This is a genomic window from Streptomyces sp. NPDC007907, from assembly GCF_042959365.1.
In the GTDB taxonomy this organism is placed as follows: domain Bacteria; phylum Actinomycetota; class Actinomycetes; order Streptomycetales; family Streptomycetaceae; genus Streptomyces; species Streptomyces indiaensis.
On the sequence record NZ_JBIBKR010000003.1, the window covers coordinates 400729 to 417949 of the forward strand.

The 17221-nt window shown below is 72.7% G+C and carries 16 protein-coding genes and 1 pseudogene; 6 read left to right on the forward strand and 11 right to left on the reverse strand.

The genetic code is table 11. The features are described from left to right. The first annotated feature begins 19 nt into the window (after positions 1–19). Together ACFZDI_RS13195 and ACFZDI_RS13200 are read left to right on the forward strand one after the other, a co-directional pair. A complete protein-coding gene (locus ACFZDI_RS13195) occupies positions 20–1072 on the forward strand; it encodes an alcohol dehydrogenase catalytic domain-containing protein (RefSeq protein WP_234847755.1) in 1053 nt (350 codons plus the stop codon). Positions 1073–1680: 608 nt separating this feature from the next. Beyond that, on the forward strand, positions 1681–2919 hold the full coding sequence (locus tag ACFZDI_RS13200; RefSeq protein ID WP_234847756.1) for a right-handed parallel beta-helix repeat-containing protein: 1239 nt from the start codon (positions 1681–1683) through the stop codon (positions 2917–2919). Here the strand turns inward: ACFZDI_RS13200 and ACFZDI_RS13205 are convergent. The 3 genes from ACFZDI_RS13205 to ACFZDI_RS13215 are packed head-to-tail and all read right to left on the reverse strand — an operon-like array spanning position 2914 to position 4273. Then, positions 2914–3552 carry a TetR family transcriptional regulator gene (locus ACFZDI_RS13205; RefSeq protein WP_391250131.1) on the reverse strand — a complete coding sequence of 213 codons (639 nt, stop codon included), beginning with the start codon at positions 3550–3552 and terminating at the stop codon, positions 2914–2916. The genes ACFZDI_RS13200 and ACFZDI_RS13205 overlap by 6 nt on opposite strands. 10 nt (positions 3553–3562) lie before the next feature. Further along, complete coding sequence (locus ACFZDI_RS13210; RefSeq protein WP_234847782.1) at positions 3563–3730, reverse strand: hypothetical protein; 168 nt, start codon at positions 3728–3730, stop codon at positions 3563–3565. Between the two features lie 33 nt (positions 3731–3763). Further along, positions 3764–4273, reverse strand: coding sequence for a YfcE family phosphodiesterase (locus ACFZDI_RS13215; protein WP_391250133.1), 510 nt, complete (start codon positions 4271–4273; stop codon positions 3764–3766). Positions 4274–4399: 126 nt separating this feature from the next. On the opposite strand from ACFZDI_RS13215, the pseudogene ACFZDI_RS13220 reads away from it, so the two are divergent. The 3 genes and pseudogenes from ACFZDI_RS13220 to rfbC form a co-directional block, all read left to right on the forward strand. Then, a pseudogene (locus ACFZDI_RS13220) lies at positions 4400–4946 on the forward strand (exonuclease domain-containing protein); the annotation flags it as partial. A gap of 256 nt (positions 4947–5202) precedes the next feature. Further along, complete coding sequence (locus tag ACFZDI_RS13225; RefSeq protein ID WP_391250134.1) at positions 5203–7146, forward strand: glycosyltransferase; 1944 nt, start codon at positions 5203–5205, stop codon at positions 7144–7146. A 4-nt stretch (positions 7147–7150) separates the two neighbouring features. After that, positions 7151–7756, forward strand: coding sequence for a dTDP-4-dehydrorhamnose 3,5-epimerase (rfbC, locus tag ACFZDI_RS13230; RefSeq protein WP_234847760.1), 606 nt, complete (start codon positions 7151–7153; stop codon positions 7754–7756). A 123-nt stretch (positions 7757–7879) separates the two neighbouring features. On the opposite strand, the gene ACFZDI_RS13235 is transcribed toward rfbC, so the two are convergent. The 7 genes from ACFZDI_RS13235 to ACFZDI_RS13265 all read right to left on the reverse strand — a co-directional run bounded on the left by ACFZDI_RS13235 (position 7880) and on the right by ACFZDI_RS13265 (position 13557). Further along, entirely contained in the window at positions 7880–8683 is an 804-nt protein-coding gene (locus tag ACFZDI_RS13235) for a class I SAM-dependent methyltransferase (RefSeq protein WP_234847761.1), read from the reverse strand. After that, a complete protein-coding gene (gene rfbD / locus ACFZDI_RS13240; RefSeq protein ID WP_234847762.1) occupies positions 8670–9557 on the reverse strand; it encodes a dTDP-4-dehydrorhamnose reductase in 888 nt (295 codons plus the stop codon). Before rfbD ends, ACFZDI_RS13235 begins: the two co-directional genes overlap by 14 nt. Beyond that, positions 9554–10534 carry a dTDP-glucose 4,6-dehydratase gene (gene rfbB, locus ACFZDI_RS13245; RefSeq protein WP_391250137.1) on the reverse strand — a complete coding sequence of 327 codons (981 nt, stop codon included), beginning with the start codon at positions 10532–10534 and terminating at the stop codon, positions 9554–9556. Before rfbB ends, rfbD begins: the two co-directional genes overlap by 4 nt. Then, the gene (locus ACFZDI_RS13250; RefSeq protein ID WP_234847764.1) at positions 10531–11598 is read right to left on the reverse strand and encodes a glucose-1-phosphate thymidylyltransferase; all 1068 of its coding nucleotides are present in this window, start codon (positions 11596–11598) and stop codon (positions 10531–10533) included. The genes rfbB and ACFZDI_RS13250 overlap by 4 nt, the downstream gene beginning before the upstream one ends. Positions 11599–11702: 104 nt before the next feature. Beyond that, the gene (locus tag ACFZDI_RS13255) at positions 11703–11885 is read right to left on the reverse strand and encodes a hypothetical protein (RefSeq protein WP_234847783.1); all 183 of its coding nucleotides are present in this window, start codon (positions 11883–11885) and stop codon (positions 11703–11705) included. A 179-nt stretch (positions 11886–12064) separates the two neighbouring features. Continuing rightward, positions 12065–12484 (reverse strand): CBS domain-containing protein, encoded by a 420-nt coding sequence (locus ACFZDI_RS13260; RefSeq protein WP_391250139.1) that lies wholly within the window; start codon positions 12482–12484, stop codon positions 12065–12067. A 74-nt stretch (positions 12485–12558) separates the two neighbouring features. Further along, complete coding sequence (locus ACFZDI_RS13265) at positions 12559–13557, reverse strand: LysR family transcriptional regulator (RefSeq protein ID WP_234847766.1); 999 nt, start codon at positions 13555–13557, stop codon at positions 12559–12561. A gap of 154 nt (positions 13558–13711) precedes the next feature. Between ACFZDI_RS13265 and ACFZDI_RS13270 the strand changes: the two genes are divergently transcribed. After that, positions 13712–14407: a DJ-1/PfpI family protein gene (locus ACFZDI_RS13270; protein ID WP_391250142.1), complete on the forward strand. Its 696-nt coding sequence runs from the start codon at positions 13712–13714 to the stop codon at positions 14405–14407. A 307-nt stretch (positions 14408–14714) separates the two neighbouring features. On the opposite strand, the gene ACFZDI_RS13275 is transcribed toward ACFZDI_RS13270, so the two are convergent. Next, on the reverse strand, positions 14715–17171 hold the full coding sequence (locus ACFZDI_RS13275) for a SpoIIE family protein phosphatase (RefSeq protein ID WP_391250144.1): 2457 nt from the start codon (positions 17169–17171) through the stop codon (positions 14715–14717). Between the last annotated feature and the right edge of the window lie 50 nt (positions 17172–17221).

Below are 17221 nucleotides of genomic sequence, written 5' to 3' on the forward strand. Positions count from 1 at the left end.
GAGGGGAGGGAGAGATCCGATGAAGGCACTGACCTACCACGGCCGTCACGACATCCGCTACGGGGACGTCCCGGACCCGGCCGTCACCGGCCCCGCGGACGCGGTGGTGCGGGTGACCGCGGCCGGCATCTGCGGCAGCGACCTGCACATCTACGAGGGCAACGCGTTCAGCCCGGAGCTGGGCTACACGCCGGGCCACGAGTGCGTCGGCGTGGTCGTCGACACCGGCAGCCAGGTCACCCGCTTCAAGCCCGGCGACCGGGTCCTGGTGCCCGCCTCCGTCGGCTGCGCGCAGTGCCGGCAGTGCGCGGCCGGGTTCACCGCCCGGTGCGAGCGCGCCACGTCGAGCACGGAGCTCTGCTACGGAGTCGGTCCGAAGCTCCCGGGCAGCCAGGCCCAGGCCCTGGCGGTGCCCCAGGCCGACGTCAACCTGGTGCACGTGCCCGAGGACATCTCCGACGAGGCCGCCGTCGTCCTGACGGACAACGCCCCCACCGCCTGGTACGGCTGCCGCCGTGCCCGTATCCAGCCGGGTGAGACCGTCCTGGTCGTGGGCCTCGGCCCGGTGGGCCTGATGGCGGCTCAGTCCGCCTTCGCGATGGGCGCTGCACGGGTGCTGGGGGTCGACCTGGTCGAGGAACGCCGCGCCTTCGCGGCCGGACTGGGCGTCGAGCCGGTCGAGGGGGACGACGTGCGGTCGGCCGTCCGGGACATGACCGCCGGCCGCGGGCCGGACGCCGTCGTGGAGGCCGTGGGGTCCGACGCCACCATCCAGCTCGCCTGCAAGGCCGTACGGCAGGCGGGCCGGGTCAGTGTGATCGGGGTCAGCCAGAACAAGGCCTTCCCGTTCCACATGTACCTGGCGCAGGTCAAGGAACTGGAGTTCGCCATCGGGCTGTGCTCGGTGCACTACGAGCTCCCTCCCCTGATCGCTCTCACCCGTGCCGGACGGATCAAGCCCGAGGTCGTGGTCTCCCACCGCTTCGCCCTGTCGGACGGACCGGCGGCGTACGAACTGTTCGCGGGCCGCTCCGACGGCGTCCGCAAGATCGTCCTCGACCCGACGGGCTGACCGCTCCCGGCACGTCACCGCCCGGCGTGCGGCCGGTCTCCCAGGGTGAGTACCCCCGGAGACCGGAGGCCGCCCCGCCCCAGCGCGACGGAGCCGCCCGACCGAGCCGTCCGCGGCTGATGTCGCTCCCCGAGGAGCAGCGGGACCCGCGGACCCGCGAACGGCTGGCCCTCGCTCCCCACGAGCCGGGGGGCGGGGTCCCTAAAATCTTCACACCTCATCTCATCGCGATCGTCATGCCCGTGGGGCAGTACCGGATGATGGCCTTCTTCCTGAACGCCACCGTGTGGAACTGGAGTCCGGCTTCCCCGGCACCGGCCTGCCGGAGGCGCAGGGGACCACGGGTCCTCGCTCCGCGTCGACCTCGCCCGGCCCGTGGCGGCGGCATCCCCATTCGGCCATTTCGCAGTGCGTCGGTGGACATCAGCCACTCTGAATGGAACGCTCCCTCCAGAACGCGAGGCGGTACGCGGAAGGCGCACCTCCGGACGCCCTGATGCCGCACCCCGTGCGAACCGCGCACCGCTCACCGGCACGACGTGCTCCACGAAGTCCCCGCAGCAGCCGGGCCCTGGTATGCCCGGATGCCTCGCCGAGAGGGGTTCCAGATGAAACGCACCGCCGTCACGGCCGCCATCACCGCCGTCCTCCTCACCACCGCCGCACTCCCCGTGGCCCATGCCGCCGCTCCCGTGGACTCCGGTCCTGCGGAATACACCGTGGACACCACGTCCGACGCGGTCGACGCCGACGGTGCGGACGGCCGGTGCCTCACCGCCTCGGGCCGATGCAGCCTGCGTGCCGCGGTGATGGCCGCCAACGCCCGGCCGGGCAGCACGATCACGCTGCCTCCCGGCCACTACCGGCTGACGATCCCGCCCGACCCGCGGCTGATCATCGGCGACAACCCCGACCCCACCACGGGCGACCTCAACGTCGCCGCCCCCGTCACGATCAAGGGCGGCGGCGCACGGACCACCGTCATCGACGCCAACCGCCTCGACCGGGCCTTCCGCATGCAGGCGGACTCCCGGCTGTCCGATCTGACGATCACCGGAGGCGTGGCCAGACAACGCGAACTCCCCATCACCGACACCGGTGGTGGCGCGATCGCCAACGGACATCACATGACACTGCGACGGGTCACCGTGAAAGGGAACTCCGCGGGCTACGGCGGCGGCGTCTTCAACGTCCCGGACTCCCACCTCGACCTCATCGACAGCACCGTCAGCGGGAACACCGCGGGAGAGGCCGGGGGCATCAGATTCGACGACACCGGCACCGTGACCAACTCCACGATCGCGGACAACCGGGTGACGAACCCCGGCGACCGCCCCGGCAGCCTCGCCGGATACGGCGGAGGCATCGACATCCGGGGCACCGGAGCCGTGGAGATCCTCAACTCCACCATCACCGGCAACCGTTCGAGCGACGGCGGGGGCGGGATCAACATCGCCCCCGCCTACCTCGACAGCCTGCCCGCGCCGATCCCCGACATCGTCGATCTTCCCCTGGGGCGCCTGACGCTGCGCAACTCCGTCATCGCGAACAACACGGTCGACGGGGCGCCCGCCGACTGCAAGAAGGCATTCGCGACCATCGCGTCGCAGGGCCACAACCTCGACGGCGACGGCAGCTGCCGACTGACCGCGGCGGGCGATCTGCCCAGCCGCACGGCCCTGTTCGGGCCGCTGACGGACAACGGCGGCCCCACCGACACCGTCGCGCTGCTCCCCGGCAGTCCCGCTCTGGACGCGGCCGTCGGCTGCCCGGACACCGACCAGCGCGGCGTCGCCCGCCCGCAGGGCGCAGCCTGTGACATCGGCGCCTACGAGGCCGCGTCATGATTCCGCGCCACGGCCCCCGCTGACGCGGACGCCAACGCCGTGGTGGGCGGCCAGCGCCAGCAACGCCACGCGCAGCGGTTCGGTCTCCAGGACCGCGTCCGGCTCGAACCAGCGGGCCACCGCGGTCCCGGTCGTCATCCTCAGAGTGAAGCGCGCCAGTTCGTCCGCCACTTCGGGGCGGTCGTGCAGGGCGAAGACGGAACTGACGGAATCCCGGGCCCAGGCCACCAGCGCGTCGCGGTAGCGGCGCACCTCGGTCAGGGCCGCCGCGCTGGCGTCCTTCTGCACCGTACCCAGCCCCAGCAGCAGCTTCACACCCCGCGGGTGGTGCCGCAAGGCGCCCGCCAAGTCGCCGAGAAAGGTGTCCAGACGCTGCCCGACGTCGGCCCCCGGCACCTCGGCCGGGGGCAGGGCGGCCAGCAGCGCCGTCCTGGCGCGTTCCAGCACCGCGACGTAGATCCCGTCCTTGCTTCCGAAGTGCCAGTAGATCGAACTCACCGGCAGACCGCATGCGGTGGAGATCATCGAGATGGACGTGGCGGCGTAGCCGTGGAGCGACATCAGCTCACCGGCGGTGTCCAGGATCGCGTCACGGGAGCGTGCGCCGCGGTGCAGAGCCGGTGCCTCCGTCATGGGAGCGACTCTAGACGAGGAGGTGGGAGCCGTCGCCTGCCGGTGTGCGGCCCCACGCCGAGATCATCGGCGAGGTCGCGAGGTCCAGGCGGCCCGCCTCCACCGCGGCGAGATGCCCGTCGATCTCCTCGGCCTGCCGGTTGTCCGGATTCAGGAGGTACCCCTCGTCCGGACCCATGCGGCGATCACTGCACGGGCACGGCCGGGCGGTTCAGCGCGGTGCGCGGGGCGGCAGCCGGTGCAGTTCCACGTCCGTGAGCCGTCCGTCGGCGACCGTGGCGGTCATGTAGGTGCAGTGGGGCTGGCGGCGCCGGTCCGTCGGGGAGCCCGGGTTCAGCAGACGCAGGCCGGTGGAGGCCGTGGTGTCCCAGGGGATGTGGCTGTGGCCGAAGACGAGTACGTCCAGGTCGGGGAAGCGGGCGGCGCACCGCTGCTCCCGGCCCTGCTTGGCGCCCGTCTCGTGCACCACGCCGAAGCGCAGCCCGCCCAGATCCGCGAAGGCCACCTCCGGCAGCCGGGCCCGCAGATCCGGCCCGTCGTTGTTCCCGTACACCCCGACGAGCCTGCGGCAGCGCGCCTCCAGCAGATCGAGGGTGTCCGTGTCGACCCAGTCCCCGGCGTGGAACACCACGTCGGCGTGCGGGAGTTCGGCGAGCAGGGGGGCGGGCAGTTCCCTGGCGCGCTTGGGCAGGTGGGTGTCGGACATCAGGAGCAGTCGCACGTCCTCACCCTAGAGGGTGTCGTTCGCCATCCACGTATCCGGATGAATCGGCATCCGGGTTGAAGGAATGGTGAAGATCCCTCCATCCTTCCTCCACGTCTCTCCTCTCCCCCGCCTTCGCCCGGCCTGCGCGACCACGCCCACGACTGGGCGGTGCTCGACGTGGAGACGTCAGGACTCGTCGCCCGACGGGACCGGGTGCTGGCGGTGGCCCTGGGGGTGCTGGGGCCGGACGGGGAACAGACGGACGAGTTCTCGACGCTCCTGGACCTCGGCTGCGATCCCGGGCCGGTGCATGTCCACGGGCTCACGGCCGAGAGGCTGCGGGGTGCGCCGGTCTTCGACCAGGTCGCGCCGCGGATCGCCGGGATGCAGCGGGACCGGGGGCTCGTCGCGCACAACGCGCAGTTCGACTACGACTTCCTCGCCCATGAGTTCGCCCGCGCCGGCGCGGCGCTGCCGGTAGCCCGTCGCCTGTGCACCCTCGCGCTGCATCGACGGGTCGACCCGCCGACCGAGGACCTCAGGCTGGGCACGCTCGCCGCCCACTACGGTGTTCCCCCGGCGCAGGGCACACGACGCGCTCGACGACACCCGGGTGCTGGCGGGCGTGCTGCGCGCCTCGCTGCGGGAGGCGGCGCGCCTCGAACTGCCGTTGCCGTTCGTGCCCTGCGTGCGGTGGGCCAGGGGTACGACCGGGGACTGGTCGCTCTCGCCCGCGGCTACGGCGTGGATGTCTCCGACTGACGCGGCCGACGAGACTCTTTGACCGCGAACAGACAGACGCAGCAGCTCAGTTGCCCTTCGGCGGAGATGATCACGGCGAGGTCTCGAAAGGTGAGGCGACCTCGCCGAGCGGGTTAGCATCGGGCAACACGCAGTACAACAGGACGTCTACGGCAAGCGACCCGAAGGGGCCCGGAAACCCGATGCCGGTCAAGGTCAGCGTCATCGTCCCCGTGTACAACCCGGGGATCTACATCGAGGACTGCATCTCCTCGCTGCAGCGGCAGTCGCTGCCTCCCGACGAGTTCGAGGTGATCTTCGTCGACGACGGCTCGACCGACGAGACCCCGGCCCGGCTCGACGCGCTCACCGCCGAGGACCCCCGGATGAAGGTCATCCACCAGGAGAACTCCGGCTGGTCGGGCAAGCCCCGCAACGTCGGCATCGAGGCCTCCCGGGGCGAGTTCGTGATGTTCGTCGACAACGACGACTACCTGGGCGACGAGGCCCTGGAGCGGATGTACGACTACGGCACGGCCCACGGCGCCGACGTCGTCGTGGGCAAGATGGCGGGCAAGAACCGCGGGGTGCCGGTGGAGCTGTTCCGCCGCAACCGTCCGCGTGCCACCGTCGAGAACGCCCCGCTCATCGACAGCCTCACCCCGCACAAAATGGTCCGCCGGGCCTTCCTGGACCGTATCGGCCTGCGCTTTCCCGAGGGCAGGCGGCGCCTGGAGGACCACGTCTTCGTCACCGAGGCGTATCTGCGCGCGGAGAACGTCTCGGTGCTCAGCGACTACGTCTGCTATTACCACATCCGGCGGGACGACGGCTCCAACGCGGGCTTCGAACGCTTCGACCCCGTCGGCTACTTCGCGAACCTGCGCGAGGCCCTCGACGTCGTCGAGCAGTACACGGAGCCGGGTCCGGTGCGCGACCGCCTGTTCCGGCGGTGGCTGCGCGTGGAGATGGTGGAGCGGCTGCGGTCCCGGCGCCTGCTGAGCCTGCCCGACGACTACCGCCGCGAGCTGTTCGGGGAGATCCACGAGGTCGTCGTCGAGCGCTTCGGGCCCGGCGTCGCGGCCGGTCTGCAGCCGACGCAGCAGGTCATCGCCGCGCTGACGGCGGCCGACCGGTACGACGACGTGGTGGCCTTCGCGGAGTGGGAGGCGGGCGTCGCCCCCACGGCGGCCCCCGGGGACATCGAGTGGCGCGACGGCGCGCTCCGCATCGCATTCACCGCCGAGTACCTGTCCGGCGGCGAACCGATGCTGTTCCCCGCCGACGCCGAGGCGGCGCCGTTGACCGACGTGCCCAAGGACGTCACCGAGGCGGTGCGCTGGGTGGCCTCGGAGACCGCCGCGCGGTTCGGGCAGGCCACGGCCGATCTGCTGCTGCGGGAGCGCACCAGCGCCGCGCAGTACTTCCAGCCGGTGGAGTTCACCCGCGAGACCGTGCCGGCCGGGGACGGCGAGGAGGTCCGGCTGGTGCTGCGGGCGACCGCCACGGTCGACCCGGCCGACCTGCCCCGCGACGGCGTCTGGGACGCCCTCGTCCGGGTGAAGTCGGGCGGCTGGACCAAGGAGTGCCGACTGGGCCCGGCGCCGCGCGAGGAGCGGCCCACGCCCCCCGCGGGGGTCGTCGGCGACCGCGCGGTACTGCCGTACTGGACCGCACCGCACGGCAACCTCTCCCTGGAGCTCGGCGTGCGCGGCAAGCGGCTCGGACTGGGCCGCGTGCAGCTGGGGGACGTCACCGTCTCCGACGGGCGCTTGCGTGTCCTGCTCCCGGTGCACGTCCCGGGCGAGACCCGGGCACGGCTGCGGTTCGTCTCCTCCAGCCGGATCCTGGAGATCTCCGGCACCCTCTCCCCCGACGGGGACCGGGCGAGCTCGGTGCTGGCGGCGGACCTGCCCGCCGAGGACCTCTCCGGCGACGTCTGGCGGGTGGCCGTGTGTCCGAACCCGGGCGCCGAGGGAGCCCGCTTCGCCGGCCTGCCGTTCGCGCTGCGCGCCGGGGGCGGAAGCGTACTGGTGACACCGGCGCCCGGGCCCGGTGCCGCGCTGCGGCTGGCCCGGCGCGCGCGGCGCGTCCTCGGCGCCGCACGCCGGAAGGTGAATTCCCGCATCAAGGCCGGAGGGCGGTGACGACATGCGACCCCTGGGGATAGAGGGCGCCTGGGTCCTGGAACCGAAGATCTTCCCGGATGACCGGGGCAGCTTCCACGAGTGGTACCGCGGTGCCGAGTTCCACGAGGCGACGGGGTACGACCTGTCCCTGGCCCAGGCCAACTGCTCGGTCTCGCGGCGGGGCGTGCTGCGCGGTGTTCACTTCGCCGACGTGCCGCCCGGCCAGGCCAAGTACGTCACGTGTGTGCGCGGCGCCGTCCTGGACGTGGTGATCGACATCCGCGTCGGCTCCCCCACCTACGGGAAGTCGGAGGCCGTACGGCTCGACGACGACACGCGCCACGCCGTGTTCCTCGCGGAGGGCCTGGGTCATTCCTTCATGGCCCTCACGGACGACGCGACGGTGGTCTACCTGTGCTCGGAGGGCTACGCCCCGGGCCGTGAGCACGGCATCCACCCGCTCGACCCGGCCCTGGGCATCGAGTGGCCCGAGGGCATCACCCCGCTCCTGTCCCCCAAGGACCAGCAGGCCCCGACCCTGGCCGAGGCGGAGCGCCAGGGCCTCCTGCCCTCGTACGAGGCCTGCCTGGCGTACTACGAGGAACTGCGGAGCGGGCAGGGCACGTAGCCCTCGACCCGACCTGGGGCACACCGCAGGCCCGGACGCGAGCGGCGTCCGGGCCTGCGCTCCGTACAGCCCGGGAAGGGCGTCGGCGCCAGCCGCTCCCGGGCGGTGGCCGGCCCCGTCGTCTCAGCGGCTGACGCCGACCTGCTGCAGGGCCTTGCGCAGGGGCTCCCAGCCCACGGAGCGGGGCAGGCCACGGTTGCGGGCCTGGGTGAGGGGCCGCCAGAAGCCCGCTTCCAGGAGGGCCTCGGGCCGGACCGCGCCGGCCCGCTCCAGGATCGCCTCCGGCACCTTCTGCGGGTCGGGGATCTTGTACTCGGCCATGATCTCGTCGTACTTGTCGTGCAGGACCCGGTTGTTCGGGTCGGCGCCGAAGACGACCAGCTGGCCGGTGGGGGCGGTGTCCACCTGCACCGTGACCAGGTCGGGGCGGTACCGCGCCAGCACCTCGGTGATCTTGAAGACGTCGCCGGTCCAGGCGTTGGTGTGCCGGTCCCGGGCGGCCTCGTCCACGCTGCGCGGCAGCATGTCGTCGAGGACGATCACGCTGCCCCAGTCCGAGTACTTCTCGACGTTCATGAAGTCGCGCAGCGCGAACTCGAACAGGTGCATGCCGTCGATGAACGACAGGTCCAGCGTCGTACGGCGCCAGTAGCCGATCGGGCTGCGGCCGCGGCGCAGGTTGCGCAGCGGGTGGCGGCCGCCCTTGAGGTGCTGGAGCGGGTTGTCACGCGCGAAGAAGTCGTCGCTGGTGGCCTTCACCAGGTGGACGTCGCACCTCAGCTCCGAGACCACCTTGAAGGCCGGGTCGATCGCGATGCTGGGCACGCGGGACAGCGTCAGGCTGCGCCCGTCGTTGACGCCGATCTCCAGGTAGTTGCGATTGGCGCTGACCTTGTGCAGTTCCCGGAGGAACTCATGGCGTTTCACGAGGAAGACCTTCCTTGCGGATACGGGGCAGTGCTTCGTGCAGGGCGGAGCGCCAGTCACGGGGCAGCGGCAGGCCGATCTCCTGCCACCGCCGGTGCGCGAGGGCGCTGTACGCCGGGCGGGGCGCCGGCCGGGGGAAGGCCGCGCTGCTGGTGGGGCGCACCCGGTCGGGGTCGGCGCCGATGAGGGAGAACACCTCGCGGGCGAGGTCGTACCAGGATGCCTCTCCGGAACTGGTCGCGTGGAAGACGCCGTGCGCCTCGGGGCCGAGCCGGGGACCGAGACCGGCGATCCGCTCGGCGACGTCCGCGCTCCAGGTGGGCTGTCCGCGCTGGTCGTCGACGACGTCGAGGGTGTCCCGGCGCCCTTCCAGTCCGATCATGGTGCGGACGAAGTTGGAGCCGTGGACGCCGTAGAGCCACGCCGTGCGCACGATCGCGCTCGCACCGGGGAGTTCCTCCAGCACGGCCCGCTCCCCGGCCAGCTTGGTGCGGCCGTAGGCGGTGCGCGGGCCGGTCGGGTGGTCCTCCGGGTAGGGGGTGGTGCGGGCCTCGCCGGAGAAGACGTAGTCGGTGGAGACGTGGATCAGGCGGGCGCCCTGCGCGGCGCAGGCCCGGGCCAGGAAGCGGGGGCCGTCGCCGTTGATCTCCAGGGCACGGGCCTCGTCGGTCTCGGCGTCGTCGACGGCCGTGTAGGCGGCGCAGTTCACCACGAGGTCGGGGCGGTGCTCCCGTACGGCGGCGTCGACGGCTCCCGGGTCCGTGATGTCGAGGGCGGTGCGGTCGAGGCCGACGACCGTCTCGCCGCGCCGCGTGAGTTCCTCGACGACGTCACGGCCGAGCATCCCGCCCGCCCCGGCGATCAGCCACCTCATGCCCGCTCCTGCGCGACGCGCCGCTTCAGGGGCTCCCACCAGGCCCGGTTGTCGCGGTACCAGGCGACGGTCTCGGCGAGGCCGGTGGTGAAGTCGTGGCGGGGGCGGTAGCCGAGTTCGTCGCGGGCCTTGGTGCAGTCGACGGAGTAGCGCAGGTCGTGGCCCTTGCGGTCCTCGACGTACTCCACCCGGTCCCAGCCGGCGCCGCAGGCGTCCAGGAGCAGGCCGGTGAGCTCCTTGTTGGTGAGTTCGGTGCCGCCCCCGATGTTGTAGATCTCGCCGGGCCGGCCCTTGGTGCGGGCGAGGTCGACGCCCTGGCAGTGGTCGTCGACGTGCAGCCAGTCGCGGACGTTGCGGCCCTCGCCGTACAGCGGCACCGTGTGGCCGTCGAGGAGGTTGGTGACGAAGAGCGGGATGACCTTCTCGGGGAACTGGTGCGGCCCGTAGTTGTTGGAGCAGCGCGTGACGCGCACGTCGAGGCCGTGGGTGCGGTGGTAGGCCAGGGCGAGCAGGTCGGAGGAGGCCTTGGAGGCCGAGTACGGCGAGTTCGGCTGGAGCGGGTGGTCCTCGGGCCAGGAGCCGGACTCGATGGAGCCGTAGACCTCGTCGGTGGAGACGTGCACGAAGGGGCCGACGTCGTGGCGCAGGGCGGCGTCCAGCAGGGTCTGGGTGCCGAGGACGTTGGTGCGGACGAAGTCGGCGGCGCCGCTGATGGAGCGGTCCACGTGGGACTCGGCGGCGAAGTGCACGACCTGGTCGGCGTCGGCCATGAGCTTGTCGACGAGCTCGGCGTCGCAGATGTCGCCCTGGACGAACTCCAGCCGCGGGTGGGTCAGTTCGAGGTTGTCGAGGGTGCCGGCGTAGGTGAGCTTGTCCAGCACGGTGATGCGCGGCGCGTCGGGTGCGTCCGAGGCGAGCAGGGCGCGGACGTAGCGGGAGCCGATGAACCCGGCGGCGCCGGTGACGAGGAGGTTCATGAAGTGATCTGCACCTTGCTGTGATCTCCGAGGACGAGGCGGTGGGCGCTGGGGACGCTGGGGGCGGGGGTCACCTCGACGTGCCGGCCGATCAGCGAGGCCTCGATCCGGCCGACGCCCTCGATCGAGGAGTCCCGCAGCACGATCGAGAACTCCAGCTCGCTGTCGGTGATCCGGCAGTTCTCGGCGACGGAGGTGAAGGGACCCACGTAGGAGTTGGTGACGACCGTGCCCGAGCCGATGACGACCGGCCCGACGACACGGGAGCCGATGATCCGCGCGCCCTCTTCGACCACGACGCGCCCGATGGTCTCCGACGCGTCGTCCACGTCGCCGTCGATGCGCCGCTCCATGGCCTCGAGGACCGTGCGGTTCACCTCGAGCATGTCGCCGACGTTGCCGGTGTCCTTCCAGTAGCCCTTGATGACCGTGGAGCGCACGTCGGCGCGGGTGTCGATCAGGTGCTGGATGGCGTGGGTGATCTCCAGTTCGCCGCGCCAGGACGGTTCGATGGCGCGGACCGCCTCGTGGATGAGGGGCGTGAACATGTAGACGCCGACCAGGGCGAGATCGCTCTTGGGCTGCTCGGGCTTCTCCTCCAGGCCGATCACCTGGCCGGACGGGTCGAGTTCGGCGACCCCGAAGGCGCGCGGGTCGGCGACGCGGGTGAGCAGGATCTGCGCGTCGGGCCGGTTGCTGCGGAATTCGTCGACGAGGCCCGTGATGCCGCCGACGATGAAGTTGTCGCCGAGGTACATCACGAAGTCGTCGTCACCGAGGAAGTCCCGGGCGATCAGCACGGCGTGGGCCAGCCCGAGGGGCCGTTCCTGGGGGATGTAGGTGACCTTGAGGCCGAACCTCGACCCGTCCCCGACCGCTTCCTCGATCTCGTCGGCCGTCTCTCCGACGATCATGCCCACATCGGTGATGCCGGCCTCGGCGATCGACTCCAACCCGTAGAACAGCACGGCCTTGTTGGCCACGGGCACCAGTTGCTTGGCCGACGTGTGCGTGATCGGCCTCAGTCGTGTTCCTGCGCCGCCGGACAGCACGAGAGCCTTCATTCGGTTCACCTTAGTCGTGAACCGGCGGATGTGAACATCACTTCTTTTACTTGTCGATGCGCGGAGTTGCTCGGATCGTCACCGCGCGGTGCTGCGGGGAGGGCTCAGTCTTCACCCCGGACGATGTTCGACTCCGCGCCGGAGCGGGACGCCACGGGTGCGCCGCGGTCCTCCACGGCCGGGAGGCAGGTCCGCAGGGCGGCCTTGCCGCGCAGTCGGCGTGCCTTCGACCAGCCGGTCTCGTGCTGACGGACGATTGGCTTCTCACTGGTGTCCATGGACTCCACGACTCATCATCTTCCTTCTGCTTCCACTGCCGTTCGAGTTCCCGGCGAAAAACCGAACAAACCCGGCATGGAACACGCGTGTCACCGCGTCGAACTGCCCTCCACCGGCTCGGTGTTCGGGACACGCGCGACGGCCCCGCGCACCGTGTGGTGCGCGGGGCCGTCCGGCGGGTCGCCGGTCAGGCGTTGGGCCGCGCGGCGCTGATGTCGCCGAGCGCGGACTCGGGGTCGCGCTCCATGGCCATGTCCCCCAGGGAGACGATGCCGACGGGGTGCCCGTGGTCGACGACCGGGATGCGGCGCACGGAGTGCTCGCGCATCAGCTGCACCGCCTGGGCCAGCTCCTCGTCGGGGCTGACGGTGACCAGTTCGTCGCTGCACGCGCCGGCGACGCTGATCCGCTCCGGGTCGCCGCCGCGGCTCACCGTGCGCACCACGAGGTCACGGTCGGTGACCAGGCCGCGCAGGTGGTCGCCGTCCGTCACCAGGACGGCCCCGAGGTCCTCGTCGCGCATGAGGCGCGCCACCTCGGCGACGGAGGTCTGCGGCTCGACGGTGACCGGGTCGCCGGTCATGATGTCGCGGACATGTTGAGCCATGTCGTTCCTCTTCCTTCGGCTCGTGGCGGTCTCTCCGTCCTACGCCACGGCGGGTACCCGTTCGGCCCGCGGCGTCACCAGGTGCGTCCGGCCTCCAGCAGGCGGTCACGGACGAGGGCGACGTGCGGGTTGCCGGAGGCGCCGGGCCGCTGGACGAGGAAGCCGGTGTTGATCGGCGCGTCCTCGGGGGCGTCGAGCAGGACCAGGGCGCCGGACGCCAGTTCCCCGGCGCACAGGTAGCGCGGCAGCACGCTGAAGCCGGCACCGGCCGTGACCAGCGCGAGGACGGCCCGCAGGTCCGGCACCGAGACCGCGGCGCGGCAGTTGAGGCGGCGGCCGAAGACGTGTCGCCAGTAGCGCCGCACGATGGGCAGGTCCTCGGCGTACGTGATCAGCGGCACGTCGTGCAAGGCGGCCGGTACGTCGTGCGCCGCGGCCGGTCCCTCGTGCACCGCGGCCGGCTTGCCGGGCAGCGGGGCCGGTCCGTCGGCGGCCGTGCGCGCGGCGACCCGGTCGGCCCAGGCGGGGGCGGCGACCAGGACGAACTCCTCGTCCGCCAGCGGCACCGCGGACAGGGTGCGGCCGCGGGGCCGGCTGGTGGCGATCACCAGGTCGTGGCGCCCCGCGCGCAGTTCGTCGAGCAGGGGCTCGGTCAGTCCCGTCGTGACGCGCAGCCGGACGCCCTCCGTGACGAGCGGGGCCAGGGCGGGCAGGGCCCGGGTGGAGAGCAGCTCCGCGGGCCCGGCCAGGTGGACCGGCTCCGCGTGCGCCTGCTCGCGGGGGCCCGGGCCGGTGGCGGCCGCGAGCGCGTCGAGGGGGGCCGCCACACGCGCCGCGAGGTCGTGAGCCACGGCCGTCGGGGCGACGCCGCGGGGCAGTCGTTCGAACAGCTCCCGGCGGGTCTGCCGCTCCAGCGAGCGGATCTGCGTGGTGACGGTCGGCTGGGACAGGCCCAGCAGGTGGGCGGCGGCCGTGAAGGAACCGGACCGGTACACGGCCAGGAAGGTGCGCAGCAGGTTGAGGTCGGGCTGCGCGGGGGTCCCGGCCGCGCCGACGGGGTCGTGGGGCCTCACGAGACCCGACCCTACCGGGGTCCGCCATGGGAAAACCTATGGCAGCCATCGGTCAGGCCATTGGAAAACATCTGATCCGGGCGCTTACGGTCGTCAGCGTCCGAATCATCGCCGCGCTGTCCGACCGCGGCCCGTCTGATGGAGATGCACCACCATGTCGAAGATCCTCTTCGTCGTCACCGGCGCCGACACCTGGACCCTGGCCGACGGCACCGGGCACCCGACCGGCTTCTGGGCCGAGGAGGCCGTCGCCCCGTACGAGGCGTTCCGGGCCGCCGGTCACGAGGTCGTCGTGGCCACGCCCGGCGGTGTCGAGCCCACCGTCGACCGGTCATCCCTGGCACCCGAGGTGAACGGGGGCCAGGAGAACGCCGACCGCATCGCGAAGGCGCTCGAGTCCTTCACGGAGCTGCGGAGCCCCGTCCGGCTCGAGGACGTCCGGCTGGAGGACTACGCGGCCGTCTTCTACCCCGGCGGCCACGGCCCGATGGAGGACCTCGCCGTGAACGCCGACTCCGGTCGGCTGCTGGCCCGGGCCCTGGAGTCGGGCAGGCCGCTCGGCGTCGTCTGCCACGGGCCGGCGGCGCTGCTGGCCGCCGTGGGGGCCGACGGCCGGAACGTCTTCGCCGGGTACGAGGTCGCGGCGTTCACCAACGCCGAGGAGGCCCAGGGCGGTCTCGCCGACCGCGCGAAGTGGCTGCTCCAGGACCGCCTCACCGAGGCCGGGGTGACCGTACGGGCCGGTGAGCCGTGGGCCCCGCACGTGGTCACCGACCGCAACCTGGTCACGGGCCAGAACCCCGCGTCGTCGGCCCCGCTGGCGGAGGAGCTGCTGAAGCGGCTGGGCTGAGGGCGTCATCGCCGGGCGGCCCGGCCCCCACGGCTCGACGGGGCAGGGGGACAGGACCGGGACAGGACCACGCCTCCTGCCTGCCGGTCGCGTCCCGCGACCGAGGGGCCGGGCGTCCGTATCGCAGCCCAGGGGCCCGGCCGGTCGTACCTCCGCGGCCGAGCCTGAGGGTGCCGGCACGCACGCCCCCGCGCACGGACTCGCCCTGCCGCCCCGCGGGGCCGGTCGTGTCTCCGCAGCCGAGCCTGAGGGTGCCGGCACGCACGCCCCCCGCGCACGGGGCCGTCCTGCCACCCCGCGGGGCCGGTCACGTCGTCGGCCGGCCCAGCAGCAGCTCCGCCCACACCTGTTTGCCTCCGCTGACCGGCAGGGTGCCCCAGGTCGCGGCGAGGGCCTCGACGAGGAGGATGCCGCGGCCGCCGGTGGCCTCCCAGCTGATGCTGGCCGGCCGGACCGGTGAGCGCGGGGAAGCGTCGGCGATCGCGATGCGCAGCCGGTCGTTGACGAGGGTGAGGTCCATGCGGACCTTGCCGTCCGTGTGGACCAGGGCGTTGGTGACGAGCTCGGAGACGACGAGCAGCACGGCGTCGTAGTCGGCGGTGACGCCCCAGGAGCGCAGGGTGCGCCGGGCGAAGCGGCGGGCGTGGCCGACCGCCTGCGGCACCCGCCAGACCGTCCAGCTCTCCCGCAGCGGGCGCAGGTCCATGCCGTCGTAGCGCATCAGGAGCAGGGCGACGTCGTCGCTGCGCGGGGCGTCGCCCAGGAGGGCGTCGGCGAGCAGCCCGAGGTCGGCGGGGGTGGCGTCGGCCAGCCGCTCGGCGAGGTGGTCCATGCCCTCGTCGATGTCGGAGTCGGGGGTCTCGACGAGCCCGTCCGTGGCGAGGGCGAGCACGGTGCCCGGCGGGAGCCGCAGCGGGCTCATGGGGAAGTCGGCCCGGGTGACCACCCCGAGGGGCGGGCCGCCCTCGGCCTCCGCGATCTCGGTCCGGCCGTCCGGGTAGCGCAGCACCGGCGGCAGGTGCCCGGCCCGGACACACCACGCGGCGCCCTCCTCCAGGTCGACGTCGACGTAGCAGCAGGTGGCGAAGAGGTCGCTCTCCATGTCCGTCAGCAGCCGGTTGGCGTGCGCGACGACCACGTCCGGCGGGTGCCCCTCGACGGCGTAGGCGCGCAGGGCGGTGCGCATCTGGCCCATGAGGGTCGCGGCACCTGCGCTGTGGCCCTGGACGTCGCCGATGACGAGGGCGACGTGGTGGTCGGGCAGCGGGATGACGTCGTACCAGTCTCCGCCGAGTTCGAGCCCGGCGGTGCTGGGCAGGTAGCGGGCGACGGCCACCGCGCCCGGCAGCCTGGGCAGGCTGCGCGGCAGCAACTGGCGCTGGAGCATGCCGACGAGCTCGTGCTCGGCGTCGAAGGCCCGGGCCCGCACCAGGGCCTGTCCGGCGAGGCCGGCGCAGGCGGTGAGCAGGGCGCGTTCGTCGGCGCCGAAGTCGTGCGGGGTGTCCCAGCCGATCAGGCAGGCTCCGGCCATGCGGTTCCCGGCGGGCAGCGGGAGCACGGCGAGGCCGCCGGGGCCCACCTCGGCGAGGGCGCGTTCGAGGGGACTGCCGGCGGGCCAGATGCGGGCCCGGCCCTCGCGCATCGCCGCGGCGAGTGTGGGCATGGCGCGCACGGGCGCGTCGGGCCACTCGCTGCGCCACTCCGACCGCCACAACTCCGGCCAGGCCTCCGGTTCGGGCGGGTCGAGGACGGTGACGACCAGCCGGTCGCCCTCCAGTTCGGCGAGCGCGATCCGGTCGGCCCGCAGGGGCCGGCGCAGCGCGGCGACCACGGCCTTGCCGACGTCGCGGACGGTCACGGCGGTGGCCAGCGCGGCGGCCAGCCGCTGGACCCGGGCCACGTCGGTGACGTCGGAGCGCAACGTGGAGACGTCGACGACCGTGCCCACCAGCCGCGCCGGGCGGCCCTCGCCGCCGGGCAGCAGGCGCCCGCGCAGCCGGAGCCACTTCGGTGGCCCGGCGGGCTGGAGCACCCGGAACTCCAGCTCGCGGTCGCCGATGGACATGTGGTCGGCCTCCACCACGGACATCAGTGAGGGCAGGTCCTCGGGGACGGTCAGGCTGAGCAGCGTCTCGACGCGGCCGTCGAACTCCACCGGGTCCAGGCCGAACAGGTCCAGCAGGTCGTCTCCGACCCGGACGCGGCCGGTGTCCATGGCGAGGCTGAAGGCGCTCGGCGGCAGCTCCCCGGCCTCGGCGGGCGCGGCCGGGACGGTGAAGGCGACCGCGTCGGCGACGAGCTCCAGGCATGCGATGTCGTCGGCGGCGAACCCTCCGGGGCACTCGCTCACGGCCAGCAGGCAGCCACCCTCGGCCCGTACGGGAAGGGCGGTCAGGGAGAAGTCGGCGGACGGAACGCGCCGGGCCTGGGCGTTCGCGGCGAGTTCCGCCGGGCCCAGCGACACCGTCCGGCCGCCGCGGTGGGCCTCGGCGACCGGGGACCGCCCGGTGCGCGGGTAGCTGTCGCGCAGTCCGTACAGCGTCCTCGGGACCCCCGCCGACTCCATCAGGCACAGCAGCTCGCCGTCCTCGCCGGGCGCGTAGACGGCGGCGAGCGACGCGCCGGCGAAGACCAGGGCCTGTTCGAGGACGCGGCGCAGCCGTCCGGGCGAGTCCTGATCGGCCGCGATCGCCTTGAGGGCACTTTCGGCACGCAGTGTCCGCGTTCCGCGCTCCTGGGCGCCCTGACTGACCACGTTGGCCATTACAGCGCTAATGGGACACCCGCGCAGCCCCTGTGGGCGTTCCGTGGACC